This window comes from Pseudomonas sp. FW305-20 (genome assembly GCF_058788075.1).
This window is the reverse complement of record NZ_JBYTAJ010000014.1, coordinates 32,354-51,184: the sequence shown is the minus strand read 5'-3', so window position 1 is coordinate 51,184 and position 18,831 is coordinate 32,354. Positions and strand designations below refer to the sequence as shown.

Here is an 18,831-nt window from a genome sequence, read left to right as displayed (position 1 = left end):
CATGGATTCCGGTAGCCCGACATGCTTAAACGTCTTCTTCTTGCCTTCGCCAGCGCTTCTCTGTTGTTCATCAACGGAGTTCACGCCGCAGAAAATCAGGGCACCGGTCTGGTGTTACTGACGGAAAACTTCCCGCCGTACAACATGGCGAAGAACGGCAAGAACTTCGCTCAGGACGAGAACATCGACGGCATTGCCGTGGACATTGTCCGTGAGATGTTCAAGCGCGCCGACATCCCCTACAGCCTGACGCTGCGTTTCCCATGGGAGCGAATCTACAAACTCGCCCTGGAAAAACCCGGTTATGGCGTGTTCGTGATGGCGCGGTTGCCGGACCGCGAGAAACTCTTCAAGTGGGTCGGTCCGATTGGTCCGGATGACTGGATCATGCTGGCCAAGGCCGATAGCAAGATCACCCTCGAGACGCTGGATCAGGCGCGCAAGTACAAGATTGGCGCCTACAAGGGTGATGCAATTGCCGAGACGCTGGCCAAACAAGGACTGAAACCGATCGTTGTGCTGCGCGATCAGGACAACGCAAAAAAACTGGTCAACGGCCAGATCGACCTGTGGGCCACGGGTGATCCGGCAGGCCGCTATCTGGCGCGTCAGGACGGCGTGAACGGGCTCAAGACCGTGCTGCGCTTCAACAGCGCCGAGTTGTACCTGGCGTTGAACAAGGATGTGTCGGATGACGTCGTGGCCAAGTTGCAAGCCGCGCTGGATCAGCTACGCAAGGAAGGCGTGGTCGACGAAATCATGGCGCGGTACTTGTAGTGGATGTTGTATTCCGCTCGATTGGAGGAAGGGTGATCACGTCAAAGCGTATCGCGGATAGGTGTGGTTCAGTATCTCGGCGGGCGTAGCTGCAGAGTTTGACAGGTGAGAATGAGTATAAAACTCCGCTGTCGGCTATGGTTTTGTAACGCGGGTCATCATGATTGCCGCATTGTGTGGAGTCGGCCGGGCCTAAGTGAAAAAAGTGGGAGGTGTATTCTGGATATGAATTTTCCCATGTGATGTTGATGTGCCGATTGGAGTTCAGAGTAATATTCGGTACAGGAGCCGGCTCTGCCAGATAGACAGCGTGCGTGAAAGTATTTCGTAGTAATCCACTGGAGAGCTTCTGCTCTTGTGACTCCACACCAATAATGCACAAGACGTGCATGCGAGTCTGAGGGCCAATAGCGCTGGTTATGTGAGGACTTGTCGAACTAATAGCGGCACTGTACCGGTTGGGGTCTTGGCAATTTATGGCGTCGCGTGTGGTTTTGTAGCGATAGTAAGGGCTGTTGATACTGAACTTGTAATCCCATGTCGGTAAAATTTCTTTCCCCGCTGAATTCCAATGAGAGTATGTATGTGTTGTGAAAAGACTCGGTAGGTCGATAGTAATATCAACTTCCCGTAATGTGCAGTTTTCTGAATTGTTTGTGAAGACTCCATTAATAAAACAGTCGGAGATAAAATTTGCCGCGTAGCTATAGCCTTTTTCTGAGGTAATGCTGATGATCTCGTTTGTACGACGATCCAGCATCGGGCTCCCGGAACTTCCTGGGTGTAAATCAGCACACTGATTCGTTAAGCCCCCGGGGAACCTTGAGATGCTGTCGGACATGGTTCTGGAAACCTCTTGAGTACATGCGCTCAAGCGCAGCCCCTTCTCCACGAATTTTCCAGGTGCGCCCACATTGAGTACGTCATGCCTGTCTAGGGGCGGGAGGGGTGCAAGTTTGAGCGGGACAATTCCGTTTTCAATTAGCAGTGCAAGAGGTTTATCGACTTCAAGTAAAGCCATGTCCGTGCCGACCATGCTGGTCCAATTGGCTGTTTGAACTTTATATGTCTTGTGATTGTCGGGCGTGTCATAGAAATAATTGAAAGTTATGCTCGCATCAAATGTCTGGTTTAACTTGGCCGTTCCGATTTCAGCTGTTACGCAGTGACCGCTGGTGATTAAATAAGCAGGTCCAACAGCTTTGTTCTCAAAATTTCTGGTGTCGATAAGGGTCGCCGTGCAAGCACTGTCTTGAGTGGTCAGGTAACCGATACCACTCCAGAGCGAATATTGTTGTTCGCTATTTTTCAGTGCTTTCGATATGGAATTATTTCTGAGTCCTTCACCAATATCTCTTGGGGCTGCCTGGGCAGGACTAAGGAAGCTGCTGAATAAACAACCGATTAGTACGGTGCGTGTGTAGTTCATGGCCATTCCTTGGCGATATATTTAATTTGGTTAATTTCGGTGCGTAGTGGGGCGGTCGGTTATATGGATAGCTGAAGCTGTCAGATCGTGTCAAGGCAGTGTCAGCAAGTCGGTGCGTACCGCAGAGGACCGGGAGTCCAGGCTGTTGTTGTAGCTGCACAGTGTTAGAGGAAGCTGCTCGGCAGTAAAAGTCACTGCGTTATTTTCATAAGCATAAATATAATCTTCACGCTTTATGTCGCCGCAGTTTGTTTTGTCTGTCGGGCCGGCGTAGTAGAAGCTATTAAAATACAAAGGTAACGAATGACGCCATGTGACGTTGTAATTCCAGTCGGCTCCCAACGTAATAATGGGTTCTGCCATTCTGACGGGTTCTGCCTCTACGAGTTGTGCTGGAGAAATCCAGACGGTTCTCAGTAGCCCTGCTGTCGGAGTCTGCTCTGCTGATTCAACGCCCAGTACGCAGAGAAAATACATGCCTGCTTTGCGACCTGTAGGAGTATTGATCAAAGCGCCGATGGTGCTTATTACGTCGCTGTAGTAGTGAGGGGACAAACAGTCCCTGGCGTCGCGGACAGTTTTAAAGCGGTAGTAAGGCTTGTCCATCGAAAAATCCAGACCCCATGTAGGCACCGTCGGGTTTCCAGTAGATGGTACGGTGGCGTATCTCAATGGAGCGTAATCGTTCAGTTCTAAATTGAAAGTTGGTTCCAGCGTGCAAGAGCTAGATGTGGTGCTGAAAATTCCTTTTGCAAAACAACTTGGTAAGTAATAGGCCGTGTGGCTGTAATTGGTTTCAGGAGACAATTCGGTTTTTTCATTTTTCACTTCACAAGCGGTGTTGAAACATAATTCATCTAGTGACGATACAAATGTAGAAGCAAATAACACGCCGACAATACTTCCTGTTTCACGATCAAGGGCAGGGCTCCCGGAAGCGCCATGACGAATACCCTTGCACCTGTTTTTCAGGGTGTTCGGAAAGGCCCACCATTTCAACACAAGCGTTGCTTCTGTTGATTCCTGATAGCAAGCAGCTAGGCGCAGACCGGATTCTGGAAGATTATCTGGTGCGCCGACAACGAGTATATCGTTAGCTATCTTGGAGGCTCTGTATGCCAGCTTCAGTGGTGTCACCCCATCTTCAAGTAGCGTAGACAGAGGGGTGTCCAGCTCCAAAATAGCAATGTCGGTGGTGGACATGCTAGCCCAGTTTACTTTATGAATTTTGTAGCTCTTGTATTCATCCGAGGTATCGATGAAGAAGTTAAATGTTACGCTTGCCTCAAAAGGTATATCGGTGACAGGGTGTTCCAGACCTTGGGCTACACAGTGTCCTGCCGTGAGCAGGTAAGCCGGGCCCAGTGCATTGTTGTCTTCCTCTCGGGTATCTAACAGGCTGGCTGTACACAGTGGTTTGCTGTCTTTGAAAATTTTTCCAATACCATTCCAATGGTTATATTTAGCATCCTTGTTTTTCAAAAGTATCGGATTTGATTGGTTGGTCAGTCCCTCGCCTAGATCACTTGCGTGCGAGGCTTGGGACAGCAAAAGTATCAAAAAAGTGCAGTATTTAATTAGCGTAAGTTTATTTCTCATGACTGTTCCTCGGGAATTCAGATAAGCACTATCGTGGCATTAGGCTGAGTACCAAGAGACATATATAGTTATCGTGAAATCAGAAGTTCCAATCAATCAGCGGGCAGGAGGGATGCGGTAAAGCCCATCCTTGCCGTGTGCGGCTGTAGCGCGATTGCCGCGCACACTGACCATCTGTTTGATGTCGATCCAGTCAATGCCCTGAGCCTTGAACTTGGGCAATTCACGCTCAAGCACCGCTAATGTCTGCGGATACGGATGCCCGATCATCACCGCAGAACCCTGCTTGTGCGCCAGGCTGATAGCCGTCTGTAGCTGAGTGAAAATCGCCGCTTCAGTGGGTTCGTCGTCCAGGAACACATCCCGCGAAACACTCGCCAGACCAATCTTCTGCGCCTCGGCGGCCGCCACGGTTTGCGCACTGGTGCGGCTGTCGACGAAGAGTTTGTGCCGGCGCTGCAAGTCCGCCATCAACCAGGCCATGGCCGCCGGCTGAGAGGTCATGCGGCTGCCCATGTGGTTGTTGATGCCAGCGGTGTAGGGCACGACCTTGAACGCTGCGTTCAGACGCTTTTCAAGTTCGTCGATGGGCAGGTCGGGGTGCCAGGCGAACGGTCCGGTGGCCGGGTCCATGGGCATGTGCAGGATGACAATCTTGCCGGCGCGATGGGCCTCGCGGGCAAATTCGCTGGCGTGGGGTGTGTCGGGCATGATTGCTGCGGTGACCGGGCCGGGCAGGGCCAGCACGCGACGATCCCGGGGCAGGTTCTGCCCCAGGTCATCGATGATCAGGCTCAGATAAGCCTTGTGAGGTGTGGCTGCTGTTGTGGCAGGCGCCGCGTGAGCGACACCCACCAGACAGCACAGCAGGCCGAGGAACAACCGCAGGCTCATCTCAGCGGCCGGAGGTGATGCTCAGTCCTTTGAGCAGGCTCAGGGCCTGGGCCAACTGGTAATCGTCATCCTGCGGCATCGCCTTGGCTTTGCCGCCGGAACCGGTCGGTTTGTCTGCGCCGCCGTTGCCATTGCCCAAGTGACCTTGCAGATCGGCTTCCTTGAAGTACTCGCCGTCCTGCTCGTTGGTGATCTTGGCCCTGCGCACTTCGATGTCCGGGACGATGCCCTGAGCCTGGATCGAGCGACCGTTCGGCGTGTAGTACAGCGCCGTGGTGATCTTCAGTGCGCGGTCGTTGTTCAGCGGCAGCACGGTTTGTACCGAGCCTTTGCCGAAACTGGTGGTGCCCATGACCACCGCGCGTTTCTGATCCTGCAAGGCACCAGCGACAATTTCCGAGGCCGAGGCGCTGCCGCCGTTGATCAGCGCGACCATTGGCACCGCTTCGCTTTCGTCCTTGCCGGTGGCAGAGAAGCGCAGTTCGGAGTTGGCGATACGGCCCTTGGTGTAAACGATCAGGCCCTTGGTGATGAAGTGGTCGACCACTTCCACCGCCGCTTGCAGTACGCCGCCCGGGTTGTTCCGCAGGTCGAGGATGATGCCTTTGAGCTTCTTGCCGTTGTCCTTGCGCAGTTTCGCCAAGGCCTTGGAGACTTCGTCGCCGGTCTTGACCTGGAACTGGGTAATGCGGATGTAGCCGTAGCCGGACTCCAGCAGTTGGCTCTTCACGCTCTTCACTTGAATGATGGCGCGGGTCAGGGTCACGTCGAACGGCGCACCGCCGTCACGCACCAGGGTCAGGGTGATTTTCTGGCCGATCTTGCCGCGCATCTTGTCCACGGCTTCGGTCATGCTCTGGCCGCGGGTCGGCTGGCCGTTGATCTTGACGATGAAGTCGCCGGCCTGAATGCCAGCCTTGGAGGCCGGCGTGTCATCGATCGGTGAAACCACCTTGATGAAACCGTCTTCGGCGCCGACTTCGATGCCCAGGCCGCCGAATTCGCCGCTGGTGCTTTCCTGCAATTCAGCGAAGTCTTCCGGGCCCAGGTAGGCGGAGTGCGGGTCGAGGTTGCTGAGCATGCCCTTGATCGCGTTTTCCAGCAGGGTCTTGTCGTCCACCGGCTCGACATACGCGGCTTTGATCCGATCCATGACCTCGGCAAAGGTGCGCAACTCTTCCAGAGGCAACGGCGCCTTGGTGGTCGCAGCAGTGCCCGCAGGCGCGATCACCGGGGCCGGTTGAGCGGCAAACGCCAGAGGCGCGCCGATCACCAGGGCGATCGTCAGGGCCAGCGAGGTAAGGCGGGACAAATGCAGCATGTCTAACGAACTCCTGAATTAGGTCGCGTGCTTATCCTTGCGCGCGACACCATTGCGCTGGATCACTCGGGTGACCCTGCTGACGAATAGCGAAATACAGCGCTGGTGTGTCCTGCCCGCCACTGTTACCCACAGTGGAGATGGACTCACCGGCTTTAACCACGTCACCCGCAGACTTGAGCAGCGTCTGGTTGTGACCATAAAGACTCAAGAAGCCGTTGCCGTGGTCGAGAATCACTAGCAGCCCGGCACCGCGCAACCAGTCGGCGAACACCACGCGACCGCCATGCACGGCGTGCACCTGACTGCCGGCGGAGGCGCTGATCATCACACCGTCCCATTTGGTGCGGGCGTCGTCGCCACGGGATTCGCCAAAGCGTGCCAGCAGTCGACCATCAACAGGCCAGGGAAGTTTTCCCCGACTTGAAGCAAAGGGACCGCCGAAGGTCTCGCCTGAACTTGATACCAGGGCGCCGGGTGTCGATCTAACGGGTTTGCGTGGGGCGTCAGTGGCGTCAGCATCTGCTGCAGCCTGGACCTCACGTAAACGCTTTTTTTCGGCTTCCTGCTGGGCGATCAGCGCTTTTTGCCGCGCTTCTTCTGCCTCTCGAGCCTGGCGGGCCAGGGTTTCTTCGATGGTTTTAAGGACTTTAGACAGGTCTGCCTGATCCTGCTCGCGGGCCGCCAGCTTCTGATCGCGGGCCTTCACGTCGTCGCTGAGCTTGGCCAGGACTTGCTGGCGCTCCTTGCGGACTTTGTCGAGTTCGTCACGCTGGCTGTCGAGGCTGCTTTTCTGCACCAGCAATTGCGCCTGTTGCATGGCGATGTCTTTTTCGACATTGGCCAGTTGGCGCAGGGTTTCGTTGAAATTCTTCAGCTGCTCCAGGCGGGCCTGGCTCAGGTAGTCGTAATAGGTGAGGGTGCGGGCGAATTTTTCCGGGTTCTGCTGGTTGAGCAGCAGCTTCAAGTACTCCTGACGGCCGTTCTGATAGGCCGCGCGGGCCTGAATGGCGATCAGTCGTTGCTGTTCAATGCGCGCGCTCTGGAGTTTTTTTTTCTCGGCATCGAGTCGCTGCAGCTCGGATTCGCTTTTCTTCAGCTCTTTTTGCAGGGCTTCGACCTGCTTCTCGAGCTTGCCCATCTCGGTTTCGGTGCCCTTGAGTTCTTTCTGCACTCCGGTTTTTTCTTCCTGGAGTTTACCCAACAGTTTTTTCAGCTCGGCAATGTCCTGACGCGTGGCGTCCAACTGTTGTTGGGTTTGCGCGCGCTCGTCAGCAAAGGCCGGTTGGAGCAGGCAAGTCAGGGCAAGGGCTATCAGGACGCGAAGCATAGAGGCGGGCGACACCAGGGAAAGGGACGGCCTAGTATGCCCGCCAAGCGCTGCAAAAAAAACGCCCAATTGGGGCTGTGTGATGACTGGACCGGGTTGCGGAGAAAATTGTTCTATCAAACCACCCAAAACCAATGTGGGAGCGACGGTGCGACGATTCGACCTGCTCGCGATGGCGTCCTAATATTCAACATCGATGTTGGTTATCAGATTGCTATCGCGAGCAGGCTCACTCCCACAAGGTTTTGGCGGTGTTTGATAGGGCGGGTTACACCAGAATCGACGTGCCAGTCATCTCGGCCGGTTTTTCCAGACCCATCAACATCAGCATGGTCGGAGCCACGTCTGCCAGTACGCCGCCGTCGCGAACCTTGAAGTCACGCTTGCCGACATAGATGAACGGCACCGGCTCGGTGGTGTGTGCGGTATGCGCCTGGCCGGTGGTCTCGTCGGACATCTGTTCGACGTTGCCGTGGTCGGCAGTGATCAGGGCTTCGCCGCCGACTTTTTCCAGCGCATCGACGATACGGCCGACGCACAGGTCCAGGCATTCAACGGCTTTTACCGCTGCGTCGAACACGCCGCTGTGGCCGACCATGTCGCCGTTGGCGTAGTTGACCACGATCACATCGTAACGCTGGTTTTCGATGGCATCGACGATGCGGTCGGTGACTTCCGGGGCGCTCATCTCGGGCTGCAAGTCATAGGTGGCGACTTTTGGCGACGGGATCAGGATGCGTTCTTCACCCGGGAACGGTTCTTCGCGACCGCCGGAGAAGAAGAAGGTCACGTGGGCATACTTCTCGGTTTCGGCAATGCGCAGCTGGGTCTTGCCGTTTTTCGCCAGGTAGTCGCCCAGCACGTTGTCCAGGCTGCCCGCGGCGAAGGCCGATGGCGCAGGAATGCTGGCGGCGTACTGGGTCAGCATGACGAAGCCGGCCAGTTTTGGCTGGCGGGCGCGTTCGAATTCCTTGAAATCGTCTTCAACGAACACGCGGGTCAGTTCGCGGGCACGGTCTGCGCGGAAGTTCATGAACACCACAGCGTCGCCATCTTCGACTTTCACCGGCTCGCCGATGCTGGTGGCTTTGACGAATTCGTCGCTCTCGCCGCGTTCGTACGCCGCTTGCAGGCCTTCCTGAGCGGTGGCGGCGTTGAATTCGCCGTTGCCGTCGACAATCAGGTTGTAAGCCTGGGACACGCGGTCCCAACGGTTGTCGCGGTCCATGGCGTAGTAACGGCCAATAATGCTGGCGATCCGGCCTTTGCCGAGAGCCTGGAAGGCCGCATCCAGCAGTTCGATGGACGACTGGGCGCTTTTCGGCGGCGTGTCGCGACCATCAAGGAAGGCGTGCAGATAGATTTTTTCGGCGCCGCGCTTGAAAGCCAGTTCGGCCATGGCCACCAGGTGATCCTGATGGCTGTGAACGCCGCCATCGGACAGCAGGCCCATGAAATGCACGGCTTTGCCGGCAGCGACGGCTTTATCGACAGCGGCGCAAATGGTCGGGTTCTCGAAGAACTCGCCGTCGCGAATCGATTTGGTCACGCGGGTGAAGTCCTGATACACCACGCGGCCGGCGCCGAGGTTCATGTGGCCGACTTCGGAGTTGCCCATCTGGCCATCCGGCAGGCCGACGTCCATGCCGCTGCCCGAGATCAGGCCGTTCGGCACGGTGGCCCACAGACGGTCCAGTACGGGCTTCTTCGCCGCAAAGATGGCGTTGGATTCAGGGCTCTCACTGTGACCGAAGCCGTCGAGAATAATCAGGACCAAAGGTTTAGGCGTGGTAGTCATGGATTCCACTCGTGGCTGAGTTAATAGAGGGCGATGGAAAAGGGAGTGGCAGTTTAAAGCTAAGTTCCGACGGCGTCACCGCCGGACGGGGTTTGGCCCACCATAGTGGCTGTGTATACTGGCCGACATTTTAACGCCCTGGAACCTCCTTCGATGGTTGCTCACCTGATTGAATTTGCCACTAACCACTATCTGCTCGTCGGTATCTTCGTCGTACTGCTGGCGTTGCTGATCGCTTATCAGATGCAAGGCGGCGGCCGCAGCCTGAGCACCGGTGAACTGACCGGGCTGGTCAACAAGGACGCGGGCGTTGTGATCGACATTCGTTCGACCAAGGACTTCGCCGCCGGTCACATTGTTGGCGCGGTGAACATTCCTCACGACAAACTGACTGCTCGCGTCGGCGAACTGGAAAAGCACAAGGCCAAGACCATCATCCTGGTCGATGCCATGGGCCAGACCGCTGGTACTCATGCCCGCGAACTGATGAAGTCCGGCTTTACTGCCGCCAAGCTCTCCGGCGGTATTTCCAGCTGGAAAGGCGATAACCTGCCGCTGGTGAAGTGAAATGAGCAACGTCGTCGTCTATTCCAGCGATTACTGCCCTTACTGTTCGCGAGCCAAGTACCTGCTCGAGAACAAAGGCGTGGCCTTCGAAGAGATCAAGGTCGATGGCAAGCCGCAGGTGCGTGCCGCCATGGCTCAGAAGGCCGGACGTACATCCGTGCCGCAGATCTGGATTGGCAGCACCCACGTGGGTGGTTGTGATGATTTGTTCGCCCTTGAGCGCGCCGGCAAGCTCGACGCCATGCTCAAGGCCTGAATGCCTTCCCTATAAGACCCCAAGATCAGAAAGGATCTGAGATGACTGACCAACAGAACACTGCAGCTAGCGAAGAAGAAACCGCACCGCAATTCTCCTTGCAGCGCATCTACGTACGTGACTTGTCCTTCGAAGCACCGAAAAGCCCGGCAATCTTCCGCCAGCAGTGGGAACCGAGCGTCGGTCTGGATCTGAACACCCGTCAAAAGGCTCTGGAAGGCGACTTCCATGAAGTCGTACTGACGTTGTCCGTTACCGTGAAAAACGGTGAAGAAGTGGCGTTCATTGCTGAAGTGCAACAGGCCGGGATCTTCCTGATCAAGAACCTCGACGACGCTTCGATGAGCCACACCCTCGGCGCGTTCTGCCCGAACATCCTGTTCCCCTACGCTCGCGAAACCCTGGACAGCCTGGTGACCCGCGGTTCGTTCCCGGCCCTGATGCTGGCCCCGGTGAACTTCGACGCGCTGTACGCACAAGAGCTGCAACGCATGCAGGCGGCTGGCGAGACTCCAACCGTTCAGTAAGCGTTCGATGCAGTAACGAAAAAAGCGCCATAACAGGCGCTTTTTTCATGGGCGGAATGATGCTGCTGGGTGCGTTGCGATGATCGTTCCCACGCTCTGCGTGGGAATGCAGCCCGTGACGCTCCGCGTCAACCGGTGCCAGGCTCGACGCCAGTGGTGCTGCTGGAACGCGGAGCGTCCCTAGAGGCATTCCCACGCGGAGCGTGGGAACGATCAGTCACATTTGTTATGCGGTGTTATTTAAAACCGAGCTGGCGCCAGCCTTCGTACACGGCGACCGCCACGGTGTTGGACAGGTTCAGGCTGCGGCAGCCTTCACGCATCGGCAGGCGCAGGCGCTGTTCACTGGGCAGGGCATCGAGTACTTCTGCCGGCAAGCCACGGCTTTCCGGGCCGAACAGGAACGCATCGCCCTCGGCGAAGCTGGCATCGTGGAACGGCCGCGAGCCCTTGGTGGTGAAGGCGAACAACCGAGGATGCCCGAGGCTTTCCAGACAGCTGGCGAGGTCTGCGTGGCGTTGCAGGGTGGCATACTCGTGGTAATCGAGGCCGGCCCGGCGCAGACGCTTGTCGTCCATCTCGAAGCCCAGCGGTTCGATCAAATGCAGGTGGCAGCCACTGTTGGCGCACAGCCTGATAACGTTGCCGGTATTCGGCGGAATTTCTGGTTGGAAAAGGATGACGTGAAACATGCACGGCTCCGAAGGTAAAGATGAGCGGCATTCTACGCCGCCTGTGGACAACCGTTCGAAACTATTCCCGCGGGTGATGGCTTCGCTGGCGATTGTCGGGGTGATGGTGGGGCTGATGATCGGTCGCCTGACCACTCCCGACCCCAGCGAACTGCAGCAGGTCGAGGTGACGAACGATGGGCTGGTGGTGTGGTTCAACAACGAACCCAAGGCTCACGGCGAGTTCGTCGACGGTAGCCTCGCGTTGCTGTTCGAGGCTGAAGGAAAGTCACAGAAAGGTCAGCTCAAAATCAACGACAAGAACGCGAACTGGCGCGTGCGTTTGAGCGATGGGGGGTTGTTGCTGACGGTGGTGGCGGCCCGGCCACTGCAGGGCGAGTGGGCCGGTAGCGAGGTCGATGACCGCTGGCGGCTGGAGATCCATCTCCGGGAGCAATAAAAGAGGGAATCCCCGGCCTGCCTGTACCAAGGTTCCCAAAACGGCAGGGCTCGCGCATTGCGACGTGAGCCCGGTGTAAAGAAGGAACCCCTGACCTGCCTGTATCAAGGGCCCCAAAACTGCTTGGGCTCGTCGCTTGTGCGGTGTGAGCCCGATGTAAAAGAGGGGAATCCCCGGCCTGCCTGTACCAAGGTCCCCGAAACCGGGTAGTGAATCGAATCACTGAATGGACTATTGCAGGGGGCGTGCCAGGTTTTAACAAGTTGAAACAGAATGTCGCGCTGAAACGTCGAAAGCCCCGTATTCCGGGGCTTTCGTGTTTCTGTGATAGGGATTTTCTTGCAGATGAAGGCGGGGTTTTGGATCGGTTGCCATGCGCGATTGCGGTTCACGGTGCATTGCTGCGGTGCACGATGGCCCTAAAAGCATCGCGAGCAGGCTCGCTCCCACAGGGTTCAATGGTGTTCACAGAATAGTGAACAACTGAAAACCCACTGTGGGAGCGAGCCTGCTCGCGATTGGATCTGACAGTCAGCAAAAAACTAAAGGCTGCTTAGCCTTCATCCGCCTCATCGTCATCCCCACCATCAACCTTCATCCCCAATTCCTTGATCTTGCGCGTCAGGGTATTACGCCCCCAGCCCAGCAAAACGGCGGCATCGCGGCGGCGGCCGGCGGTGTGTTTGAGGGCGGTTTCGATCATGATCCGCTCGAATGCCGGTACAGCGCTGTCGAGCAGGCTCGACTGGCCACGAGCCAACGCCTGATCGGCCCACTGGCGCAGCGCTTGCTCCCAGTTGGTCACCGGCGCCGAATCCTGCGGCAGGTTCAGCAGCTCCGGCGGCAGGTCGCTGATGTGCACTTCACGACCCGAAGCCATCACCGTGATCCAGCGGCAGGTGTTCTCCAGCTGGCGCACGTTGCCGCCCCACGGCAGGTTTTTCAGGTATTCCTCGGTTTCGCTTTTCAACAGCTTCGGCTCTACCGCCAGTTCTTGCGCGGCGCGGCTGAGGAAGTGCTTGGCCAGGGTCGGGATGTCTTCGCGACGGTCCGACAGCCGTGGAATGTGGATACGAATCACGTTGAGGCGGTGGAACAAGTCCTCACGGAATTTCCCGGCATGCACCAGGGTCTCCAGATTCTGGTGCGTCGCGGCGATGATTCGCACATCGACCTTCACCGGCACATGGCCGCCGACGCGGTAGAACTCGCCGTCCGCCAGCACTCGCAGCAAACGAGTCTGGGTGTCTGCCGGCATGTCGCCGATTTCATCGAGGAACAGCGTGCCGCCGTCAGCCTGTTCAAAACGCCCGCGACGCAGGTTGGCCGCGCCGGTGAACGCGCCTTTCTCATGGCCGAACAGCTCGGATTCCATCAGGTCTTTCGGGATCGCCGCCATGTTCAGCGCAATGAACGGCGAAGCCGCACGCGGGCTGTGACGGTGCAGTGCATGTGCCACCAGCTCTTTACCGGTACCGGATTCGCCGTTGATCAGCACAGTGATGTTGGAATGGCTCAAGCGGCCGATGGCGCGAAACACTTCCTGCATCGCCGGCGCTTCGCCAATGATTTCCGGGGTACGTGTCAAGGCGACCGGGACTTCCAGGCCTTGCTGTTCCTGGGCGTGCTGGTTCGCGCGTTTGACCAGCGACACCGCTTCGTCGACGTCGAACGGTTTCGGCAGGTATTCGAACGCGCCGCCCTGATAGGACGCGACAGCGCTGTCCAGATCGGAGTGCGCAGTCATGATGATCACCGGCAGCCGTGGGTGCTGTTCGCGAATCCGCGCCAGAAGGTCCAGACCACTGGCGCCCGGCATGCGAATGTCGGAGATGATCACGTCCGGCTGCTGGCGCGCCAGGCGGCTCATCACGCCATCGGCGCTGTCGAAGCTTTGCGTGGTCATGCCTTCCTGCTGCAAGGCTTTTTCCAGGACCCAACGGATAGAACGGTCGTCATCGACGATCCACACGGTTTCACTACGGCTCATGTCGATGTGGCTCCTTGTTCCAGTGGCAGAAAGATCGAGAAGGTGGTGTGGCCTGGATGGCTGTCACATTCGATCAGGCCCTGGTGCTGGCTGATGATGTTCTGGGTAATGGCCAGGCCCAGCCCGGTACCGTCCGGGCGGCCGCTGACCATGGGAAAGAAGATGGTTTCCTGCAAGTCCGCGGGAATGCCCGGGCCGTTGTCGATGATTTCGATCTTGGTCACCAGGCGATGGCGCACGTGGCCGATGGTGAACTGGCGCATGGCGCGGGTGCGCAGGCTGATGCGGCCAAGGCGCAGCTCGTTCTGGCTGCTGATGGCCTGCATCGCATTGCGCACGATGTTCAGCACGGCCTGAATCATCTGTTCGCGGTCGATCAACACGTCGGGAATGCTAGGGTCGTAGTCGCGCACCAAAGTGATGCAACCCTGGCTTTCGGCTTCCACCAGATGACAAACCCGTTCCAGCACTTCATGGATGTTGCACATCGCCAGTGACGGCAGCTTGTTGGAGCCGAGCATGCGATCGACCAGATTGCGCAGGCGGTCGGCCTCTTCAATGATCACGTTGGTGTAGTCGCGCAGGCTTTCTTCCGGCAGTTCGCGAGCGAGCAATTGCGCCGCGCCGCGAATCCCGCCGAGGGGATTCTTGATCTCGTGAGCGAGGCCGCGCACCAGCATCTTGCTGGTTTCCTGCTTCGACAGCTGCGCCTCTTCCTTGGTGATTCGCAGCAAGCGGTCGCGGGGGTGGACTTCCAGCAGCAGCATGGTGGCGCCGTTGGCCAGGATGGGCGTCACCGCGTAGTCGACGGTCAGCGTCTGGCCGGTGAGGGCGGTGAGCATCGCTTCGCGCTTGGTGAACGGATGGGCTTGCTGGACCGCCTGGCGCAAGGAGTTCAGCGCCTCGGTGGATTCGGTGAACAACTCGCTGATGAACTGCCCATGGCTACGCTGACCGCTGATGGCCAGGAGCATTTCCGCCGCCGGGTTCATGTACTCGAGGCGCAGTTCGGCGTCGAGCAGAATGGTGGCGGTGGTCAGGTTGTCGAGTAGCAATCGATGCAGTGCGTCGCTAATGGTCATCAGGACCTCTTTTGGAGCAGGGCGCGCGCATGAATAAAGCGCTGATGCGAGGAAAATGCAAAAACCAAACCAAGGCTCCGAAAAGAAGCGTTTAAGGCCTGAAACGGGCGTTTGACGCTCGTTTGCGTGGCGTTCTGCCAGCTTTGACGGGTACTTTCGAACCAAAATGGGTTGGTATATGGGTATGGTGCAACCAATTGCACCAATATAGTGCGCAAACCTGAATGGCGTTAGAAGAAGCGCAGGAAGGGATTTTTTTCCTCTGCGGGCTTGTCTTTAAGCGGACATTCCGGCCGTTGGCCGTAATCGGGGAGGGTGCAGGGTCTGACCTGGCGCTTCTGCGCCAGAGAGATGCGCAGCATGTGGAACGGCTGGTTGGCGGTGCGCTCGACCGTGCGGCCCTGCTCGTCGAGGATTTCCACCGAGAGGTTGTGGCTGCCGCGATCGATGTTGCTCAGGGCGAACACCGGGCTCAAGCCGGGATCTGCGGTGGGTTGGCCATCGAGGAGCAATCGGTAGCGATGGCCACGTTGCAGACCGGGTTCGCTGGTGACGCTGACAATAATCTCTCCAGCGCTGCTGCGTACCGTGGCGTCTGGCTCCGGCACCAGTACTCTCAGCATGTCGTAGTGAAACAGTGGTTTTGTTGCGGCCTTCTTTCCAGCTACCGGTGCTGCGCCGCCAGGGTTGGCGGACATGCGGTTACTCGGCGCCATCGGGACACGCTTGGCATTGCCGGAGCCTGGCTGGTCGGTGTAAACCCGATTGCCCTGGGCGTCGATGTAGGTGAATACCTCGGCCGTCACCGGCAGGGCGATCAAGCAGATGATCAGCAGCCACAGCCTCACGGCTTATGCACCCGTTGTACGGTGAACGTCACGGTGGGACTTTGTTGAACGATGGTTTCCCCGTCGATCACCTGCACCGCGAGGCTGTGCGTGCCGCGATCAATATTGACCAGTTGCAGGATTGGCACGTTGCTCGGCTGGCCGTAAGGCTGATCGTCCAGCAACAGCCTGAACAAATGTGGGCCTTGCAGGCGGGGTTTGATCAGCACGTTAACAGTGAAGGTGCCGTTGTTGGCACGCAGCGCTTCGGTGGTGGGCAAGTTGGTCAGTTCCAGCACCTCGTAAGCGCTGCGCGGCTGTTCGCGACTGCTGGCTTCAGCCGGTGGCGCAGGAGGCGCCTGGGGCTCAACCCTGTTCAGCGGTGGCAACTCGACCGGTTGAGCCTTCACGCCATCGGGCGGTTGATTGCTGTAGGCGGTGTTGCCGTCGGCGTCGGTGTACTTGTAGATCTGCGCCATCACAGGGCAAGCGAAAGACAGCAGCAGAAATATCAAAAGTGACCGCATCCAGACTCCCTGTGGGTATCAAGGTTACTCCGACAGTGGAATACCTTGGCTGCCAGCATAGAACACAATGAGTTCTACCGGCTTGTCACCGGTTTTGCCGCGATGGGTGATGTTAACCATTTCAGCCACCGCATCGCCCTGCTTGAAGCGTCGGATCTGGCCGCTGTCCTTGCTCTCGACTGTCAGCTCGCCGGCAAGAATGTACGCGGCATTGGGGATTGGATGGGTGTGCCAGTCGAGTGCAGTGTTCGCAGGTATCTTGAGTTTCAGGAGCGACAGCTCAGGTGCTGCCTTCGGGTAGGCGATGTAAGGCGTGTCGTCCCAGGATGCACTGCTTTGAAGTAGAACTTTACGTTCGATTGCCGCCGTCGATGCTGCTGGGTTGCAGCCCGACAGGGCACCTGCGGTCAAGGTGCCAAGCAGGGTTGTAAGCATGTAGATCTTCATCGTTCCATCCGTTGAGTGCAGGCAAGTCGGTACAGGCTACGAGCAACTCAAATGGATTGATGCCAGACGAAACTGTGAATGTCATGGGAGATGGATCGATTGCTTGTCAGAAATTGCAGAGCGGCTCATCCGGATGCTTCCATGCAAGGCCCGATAACCTTGCGCAACCCGCTGTCGTCTTCTGGCAATACAAACTCTGCAATCAGTGGGGTATCACCCTTGAGCGAAGGCAGTGTCAACGTTACAGGTTGACCACGGGCTGTGTCAGTGAGCCAGTAATGCAACTCGCGCTTGTCGATGCTCGTACCAAACTCGAATACCCAACCGTCTTCTTGCAGGCTCCTTACCGAGCCCGAACCGCTGACCAGAGAGCTGATGGGCGCGCGTGTGCCGGTTGTCAGGCGCAATGGTCCGTTTGCCGGCGCGCCCGGGCCTTCATAATCATCGGCATTGAAGTCAAGTCGCTGGGTCGGGATAGTCAGGGACATTCTCATCGGGTTATCAGGATGACAACTTATCGCCAATAGGGCCTCGCCGGTTTTGCCGTCATAGCGCGTATTTCCGCTGAGAAGGGCAATTTGAAACCGGCTGTCATCGGAAGATTTTTCCACCAGCCAGTGTTTGCCCTGATCAGTGGTATGGGAACTATCCGCTACGGCCCAGGCAGGTGTCAGCGCAGCAAGAAACAACGCTAGCGAATAAAGAGAGGCCGATGCTGATTTCATCTGATGGTCCTTCCGAAAAGTCCCGGGACAGTAAATGAAAATTGCCTGGAAGTTTCACAGAACTATTTTCAAAAAATGTTTTGCCTGAAAACTTACGCCCACAAAAAAGGCCTCCCGAAGGAGGCCTCATTTGTTACGCCGCGTGTGCTGGCGCTACCGGATCAGCAGCTGTAGTACAGCTCGTATTCCAGTGGGTGTACGAAGGTACGAACCTTGATTTCTTCTTCGCTTTTCAGGGCGATGTAAGCGTCGATGAAGTCGTCGCTGAAAACGCCGCCTTTGGTCAGGAACGCACGACCTTTGTCCAGCTCTTCCAGGGCTTCTTTCAGGCTGCCGCAAACTTGTGGGATCTCTTTCGCCTCTTCAGGCGGCAGGTCGTACAGGTTTTTGTCAGCTGCGTCGCCAGGGTGGATCTTGTTCTGGATACCGTCCAGGCCGGCCATTACCAGGGCAGCGAAGGCCAGGTACGGGTTGGCTGCCGGATCCGGGAAGCGAGCTTCGATACGGCGGGCGCGAGGGCTGGATACGTAAGGAATACGGATCGAAGCGGAACGGTTGCGAGCCGAGTAGGCCAGCATTACTGGCGCTTCGAAACCTGGGACCAGACGCTTGTAGGAGTTGGTCGACGGGTTGGTGAAGCCGTTCAGCGCCTTACCGTGCTTGATGATGCCGCCGATGAAGTACAGGGCAGTGTCGGACAGGCCGGCATAGCCTTCGCCAGCGAAGGTGTTCTTGCCATCTTTGGCGATGGACAGGTGAACGTGCATACCCGAACCGTTGTCGCCGTACAGCGGCTTAGGCATGAAGGTCGCGGTGCGGCCGTATGCATCAGCAACGTTGTGTACGCAGTACTTCAGGGTCTGAACTTCGTCAGCCTTGGCGACCAGGGTGTTGAACTTCACACCGATTTCGTTCTGGCCGGCAGTCGCCACTTCGTGGTGGTGAACTTCGATGACCAGGCCCATTTCTTCCATGGCGTTGCACATGGAGGTACGGATTTCGTGGTCGTGGTCGAACGGCGGAACAGGGAAGTAGCCGCCTTTGACGCCTGGACGGTGGCCTTTGTTGCCGCCTTCCACGTCCTGGTCGGACATCCACGAACCTTGTTCGGAGTAGATCTTGAACATCGAGCCGGAGATGTCGGACTTGAACTTCACTTCGTCGAAGATGAAGAACTCAGGCTCTGGACCAACGAATACGGTGTCGCCGATACCGGTCGACTTCAGGTATTCCTCGGCACGCTTGGCGATCGCACGTGGGTCACGGTCGTAGCCTTGCATGGTCGAAGGCTCGATCACGTCGCAAACCAGGATCAGGGTTGGCTCTTCGGTGAACGGGTCGAGAACGGCAGTGCTGTCGTCCGGCATCAGGATCATGTCGGAGGCTTCGATGCCTTTCCAGCCAGCGATGGAGGAACCGTCGAACATTTTGCCTTCTTCGAAGAAAGCTTCATCCAGCGCGTCGCGAGCCGGCATGGTCACGTGATGCTGAGTGCCTTTGGTATCCGTGAAGCGCAGATCAATCCACTTGACGTCATGATCTTTGATGAGTTGAACCGACTTCGACATAGTGTCCTCCGGGTGGCTTCGGGCTTAGTAGTGGAT

Annotated in this window: 19 protein-coding genes; 5 read left to right on the top strand and 14 right to left on the bottom strand. The window is 57.3% G+C overall.

Annotated features, from left to right (window positions below; all coding sequences use genetic code 11):
* Positions 1 to 21 precede the first annotated feature (21 nt).
* Complete coding sequence (locus AC3WP4_RS14280) at positions 22 to 777, top strand: substrate-binding periplasmic protein (protein ID WP_102614934.1); 756 nt, start codon at positions 22 to 24, stop codon at positions 775 to 777.
* Here the strand turns inward: AC3WP4_RS14280 and AC3WP4_RS14275 are convergent.
* The 6 genes from AC3WP4_RS14275 to gpmI form a co-directional block, all read right to left on the bottom strand.
* Positions 758 to 2,206, bottom strand: coding sequence for a trypsin-like serine peptidase (locus AC3WP4_RS14275; RefSeq protein WP_102614933.1), 1,449 nt, complete (start codon positions 2,204 to 2,206; stop codon positions 758 to 760). The two genes, AC3WP4_RS14280 and AC3WP4_RS14275, sit on opposite strands and share 20 nt — an antisense overlap.
* A gap of 90 nt (positions 2,207 to 2,296) precedes the next feature.
* Positions 2,297 to 3,805: a trypsin-like serine peptidase gene (locus AC3WP4_RS14270; protein WP_102614932.1), complete on the bottom strand. Its 1,509-nt coding sequence runs from the start codon at positions 3,803 to 3,805 to the stop codon at positions 2,297 to 2,299.
* Positions 3,806 to 3,901: 96 nt separating this feature from the next.
* Positions 3,902 to 4,699 (bottom strand): divergent polysaccharide deacetylase family protein, encoded by a 798-nt coding sequence (locus AC3WP4_RS14265; protein WP_102614931.1) that lies wholly within the window; start codon positions 4,697 to 4,699, stop codon positions 3,902 to 3,904.
* Between the two features lies 1 nt (position 4,700).
* Positions 4,701 to 6,020 carry a S41 family peptidase gene (locus AC3WP4_RS14260; protein ID WP_074872730.1) on the bottom strand — a complete coding sequence of 440 codons (1,320 nt, stop codon included), beginning with the start codon at positions 6,018 to 6,020 and terminating at the stop codon, positions 4,701 to 4,703.
* Positions 6,021 to 6,051: 31 nt separating this feature from the next.
* Positions 6,052 to 7,350: a murein hydrolase activator EnvC family protein gene (locus AC3WP4_RS14255; protein ID WP_102614930.1), complete on the bottom strand. Its 1,299-nt coding sequence runs from the start codon at positions 7,348 to 7,350 to the stop codon at positions 6,052 to 6,054.
* Positions 7,351 to 7,618: 268 nt separating this feature from the next.
* Positions 7,619 to 9,148 carry a 2,3-bisphosphoglycerate-independent phosphoglycerate mutase gene (gene gpmI, locus AC3WP4_RS14250; protein WP_074872736.1) on the bottom strand — a complete coding sequence of 510 codons (1,530 nt, stop codon included), beginning with the start codon at positions 9,146 to 9,148 and terminating at the stop codon, positions 7,619 to 7,621.
* Positions 9,149 to 9,301: 153 nt separating this feature from the next.
* Here gpmI and AC3WP4_RS14245 point away from each other — a divergent pair, with 153 nt between their 5' ends.
* From AC3WP4_RS14245 to secB, 3 genes are read left to right on the top strand one after another with little or no spacing between them, the layout of a single operon-like run.
* Entirely contained in the window at positions 9,302 to 9,715 is a 414-nt protein-coding gene (locus AC3WP4_RS14245) for a rhodanese-like domain-containing protein (RefSeq protein WP_008149429.1), read from the top strand.
* A 1-nt stretch (position 9,716) separates the two neighbouring features.
* Positions 9,717 to 9,971: a glutaredoxin 3 gene (grxC, locus tag AC3WP4_RS14240; protein WP_008149430.1), complete on the top strand. Its 255-nt coding sequence runs from the start codon at positions 9,717 to 9,719 to the stop codon at positions 9,969 to 9,971.
* Between the two features lie 41 nt (positions 9,972 to 10,012).
* Entirely contained in the window at positions 10,013 to 10,498 is a 486-nt protein-coding gene (secB, locus tag AC3WP4_RS14235; RefSeq protein ID WP_007897410.1) for a protein-export chaperone SecB, read from the top strand.
* Positions 10,499 to 10,734: 236 nt separating this feature from the next.
* On the opposite strand, the gene AC3WP4_RS14230 is transcribed toward secB, so the two are convergent.
* Positions 10,735 to 11,190 carry a tRNA (cytidine(34)-2'-O)-methyltransferase gene (locus AC3WP4_RS14230; protein WP_008068783.1) on the bottom strand — a complete coding sequence of 152 codons (456 nt, stop codon included), beginning with the start codon at positions 11,188 to 11,190 and terminating at the stop codon, positions 10,735 to 10,737.
* On the opposite strand from AC3WP4_RS14230, the gene AC3WP4_RS14225 reads away from it, so the two are divergent.
* Positions 11,189 to 11,629, top strand: coding sequence for a hypothetical protein (locus AC3WP4_RS14225; protein ID WP_074872739.1), 441 nt, complete (start codon positions 11,189 to 11,191; stop codon positions 11,627 to 11,629). The two genes, AC3WP4_RS14230 and AC3WP4_RS14225, sit on opposite strands and share 2 nt — an antisense overlap.
* Positions 11,630 to 12,182: 553 nt before the next feature.
* Here the strand turns inward: AC3WP4_RS14225 and ntrC are convergent.
* The 7 genes from ntrC to glnA all read right to left on the bottom strand — a co-directional run bounded on the left by ntrC (position 12,183) and on the right by glnA (position 18,795).
* On the bottom strand, positions 12,183 to 13,619 hold the full coding sequence (ntrC, locus tag AC3WP4_RS14220; protein ID WP_074872742.1) for a nitrogen regulation protein NR(I): 1,437 nt from the start codon (positions 13,617 to 13,619) through the stop codon (positions 12,183 to 12,185).
* Positions 13,616 to 14,701: a nitrogen regulation protein NR(II) gene (glnL, locus tag AC3WP4_RS14215; RefSeq protein ID WP_074872746.1), complete on the bottom strand. Its 1,086-nt coding sequence runs from the start codon at positions 14,699 to 14,701 to the stop codon at positions 13,616 to 13,618. Before glnL ends, ntrC begins: the two co-directional genes overlap by 4 nt.
* Before the next feature lie 230 nt (positions 14,702 to 14,931).
* Positions 14,932 to 15,549, bottom strand: coding sequence for a DUF4124 domain-containing protein (locus AC3WP4_RS14210; RefSeq protein ID WP_074872750.1), 618 nt, complete (start codon positions 15,547 to 15,549; stop codon positions 14,932 to 14,934).
* Entirely contained in the window at positions 15,546 to 16,055 is a 510-nt protein-coding gene (locus AC3WP4_RS14205) for a DUF4124 domain-containing protein (protein ID WP_074872753.1), read from the bottom strand. The genes AC3WP4_RS14210 and AC3WP4_RS14205 overlap by 4 nt, the downstream gene beginning before the upstream one ends.
* Positions 16,056 to 16,079: 24 nt before the next feature.
* On the bottom strand, positions 16,080 to 16,502 hold the full coding sequence (locus AC3WP4_RS14200) for a cupin domain-containing protein (protein ID WP_083383345.1): 423 nt from the start codon (positions 16,500 to 16,502) through the stop codon (positions 16,080 to 16,082).
* A 125-nt stretch (positions 16,503 to 16,627) separates the two neighbouring features.
* The gene (locus AC3WP4_RS14195) at positions 16,628 to 17,227 is read right to left on the bottom strand and encodes a hypothetical protein (RefSeq protein ID WP_102614929.1); all 600 of its coding nucleotides are present in this window, start codon (positions 17,225 to 17,227) and stop codon (positions 16,628 to 16,630) included.
* A gap of 161 nt (positions 17,228 to 17,388) precedes the next feature.
* Entirely contained in the window at positions 17,389 to 18,795 is a 1,407-nt protein-coding gene (gene glnA, locus AC3WP4_RS14190) for a glutamate--ammonia ligase (RefSeq protein WP_046045568.1), read from the bottom strand.
* Positions 18,796 to 18,831: the final 36 nt, after the last annotated feature.